General features: G+C 71.9%; 1 protein-coding gene. It reads left to right on the top strand.

Annotation, left to right across the window (positions count from 1 at the left end; translation table 11 throughout):
* The coding region (locus AB0L74_RS34730; RefSeq protein ID WP_365661584.1) for a polyketide synthase dehydratase domain-containing protein at positions 1 to 2,894 on the top strand (2,894 nt) is incomplete at both ends.

The raw sequence follows: 2,894 nt of genomic DNA, 5'->3' as shown, positions 1-2,894 counted from the left end.
CTGCCTGACCAGGCCGTTGGTCTGGCCACCCTCCGCCGTAACGACGGTGGTCTCCACCGTCTCACCACCTCTCTGGCCGAAGCGTGGGCCAACGGTCTGCCCGTCGACTGGGACATCCATCACCCCACCACTGCCGGTCCCGTCGTTCCCGACATCCCCGATCTGCCCACCTACCCCTTCCAGCGCGAGCACTACTGGCCGGAGGCCCTCGCCGGCACCGGTGACGTATCGTCCGTCGGTGTCGGTGCGGCAGAGCACCCCTTGCTCGGTGCCGCTGTGCCGTTGGCGGACTCCGACGGCTTCCTGTTCACGGCGAGCCTGTCGCTCCGTACCCATCCCTGGCTGGCCGACCACGCCGTGTCCGGGACCGTACTGCTGCCCGGAACCGCGTACGTCGAATTGGCGTTCCGGGCCGGAGACCAGGTCGGCTGCGACCTGGTCGAGGAGCTGACCCTCGACGCCCCGCTGGTACTGCCACGCCGCGGCGGGGTGCAGGTACAACTGGTCATCGGAGCGGGCGACGAATCCGGACGCCGTACGTTCGGCCTCTACACACGTCCTGAGGGCGCGGCAGCCGGATCCGGTTCCGTCCGTCCCGAAGAGGGGACGGAATGGACGCGGCACGCCACCGGTGTGCTCGCCAGGCGGGCCTCGTCCGAGACAGCCGTGACCGAGACGGGAGCCTGGCCCCCGCCGGGGGCGGAGCCGGTAGACGTGAACGATCTGTACGAGCGCCTCGAAGCGCGTGGCTACGGCTATGGACCCGTCTTCCAGGGCGTTCGCGGCGTATGGCGGCGCGGTGACGAGGTGTTCGCGGAGGTATCTCTGCCGACGGAGCCCACCGGAGCCGAAGCCGCACGGTTCGGGCTTCACCCAGCCCTGCTCGACGCGGCTGTCCAGGCGGCGGGAGCGGGCGGCGCGTTCGGTGCCGGCACGCGGCTGCCGTTCGCCTGGAGCGGGGTCTCCCTGCACGCGGTGGGCGCTTCCGCACTGCGGGTACGGGTCACCCCCCTGGGGCCGGACACGGTGTCGCTGGCCGCTGCCGACAGCACCGGGGAGCCGGTGTTCACCGCGGACTCCCTCACGGTGCTGCCCGTCGACCCGGCGCAGCTGGCGGCCCTGGGCGACCCGGCCATGGAGTCGCTGCACCTCGTGGAGTGGATGGTGTGGGACGGTGCCGAGAGTGAGCCGTCCGGGACATCGGCCCCCGCTTCGGGCAACACGGTCGTCGTGGGCGAAGACGGGTTCGCGGCCGGGCTCGTCCGGGCCTTGCGGACCGGCGGTGCCACGGTCGGACAGTTCTCGGACCTGGCCGCCCTCGCACAGGCCGTCGAGCGGGGCGAGGCCCTCGCTCCCGTCACCGTGCTGGTCCCGTGCCCGGCCCCCGGCCCCGGTGGCCCCGAGCGCGTACGCGAGGCGGTGCACGGAGCGCTGGAACTGATGCAGGCCTGGCTCGCCGACGACCGATGGGAGACGTCGCGCCTGGTCCTGGTGACCCGGCAAGCGGTCGCCGCCCTTGGCGAGGACGACATCCGGTCGATGGGCCACGCTGCGGTATGGGGACTGGGCAGATCCGCCCAGACGGAGAGCCCGGGGCGGTTCGTCCTGCTGGACGTCGGTCCGCATCTCGATGGCGACGGGATTCCCGGGCCGGCCGGCGACGTACTGGCGAAGGCCCTCGACTCGGACGAGCCGCAGTTGGCCGTGCGGGAAGGCGCGGTGCTCGTGCCCCGGCTCGGACGCGCTGCCGCGACGACCGTGGTGGACGGGTTCGGCGCGCTGCCGATTCCTGCCGCACCCGCCCTCTGGCGGCTGGAGCCGGGCGGTGACGGCACCCTGGAGAGCCTCTCCCTGGCGCCTGTCGTTCCTCCCACGGACGCACCGGACCGGGAGCCCCGGGACGCGCGGGATCTCCTGGAACCCCTCGGCCCCGGACAGGTCCGCATCGCCGTCCGGGCCACCGGCCTCAACTTCCGCGACGTGCTGATCGCCCTCGGTATGTACCCCGACCCGGCGCTGATGGGCACCGAGGGCGCGGGCGTGGTGACCGAGACCGGGCCCGGCGTGAGCGGTCTGGCACCGGGCGACCGGGTCATGGGCATGCTCACGGGGGCGTATTCCCCGTCCGTCGTCGCCGACGAGCGGACCGTCGTACGGATGCCGGAGAGCTGGTCGTTCGTCGAGGCGGCCGCCGTACCGGTGGTGTTCCTGACCGCCTACTACGCACTGCGCGACCTGGCGAACGTCCAGCCCGGCGAACGCCTCCTGGTGCACTCCGCCGCCGGCGGCGTGGGCATGGCCGCCGTACAACTCGCCCGGCACTGGGGCATGGAGGTCCACGGCACCGCCAGCGAGGGCAAGTGGCAGGCACTTCGCCAGCTCGGTCTCGACGACGCGCACCTCGCCAGCTCCCGCACCATGGACTTCGAGTCCAAGTTCCGCGACGGGTCCGGCGGAGCGGGCATGGATGTCGTACTGAACTCGCTCACCCGCAACTTCGTGGACGCCTCGCTGCGGCTGCTCTCCCCCGGCGGCCGCTTCATCGAGATGGGCAAGACCGACGTACGCGAGGCGGACAAGGTCGCCATCGACCACCCCGGAGTCCTCTACCGGGCCTTCGACCTCGGCGAGGCCGGTCCCGAACGCATCGGCGAGATGCTCACCGAGATCCTCACGCTCTTCGAACGCGGCGTGCTCCACCACCTGCCCGTCAAGACCTGGGACATTCGCCGGGCTCGCAACGCCTTCCGTTACGTCAGCCAGGCCCGCCACATCGGCAAGGTCGTGCTCACCGTGCCTTCGGGGTGGGATCCGGAGGGATCGGTGCTGGTGACGGGTGGTACCGGTGTGCTGGGTGCTGTGGTGGCCCGGCATGTGGTGCGGGCCTGGGGGGT

The sequence above is a fragment of the Streptomyces sp. NPDC052020 genome, assembly GCF_040680575.1.
Taxonomy (GTDB): domain Bacteria; phylum Actinomycetota; class Actinomycetes; order Streptomycetales; family Streptomycetaceae; genus Streptomyces.
Note: the sequence above shows the minus strand (reverse complement) of the source record. Positions and strands in the feature narration are given on the sequence as shown.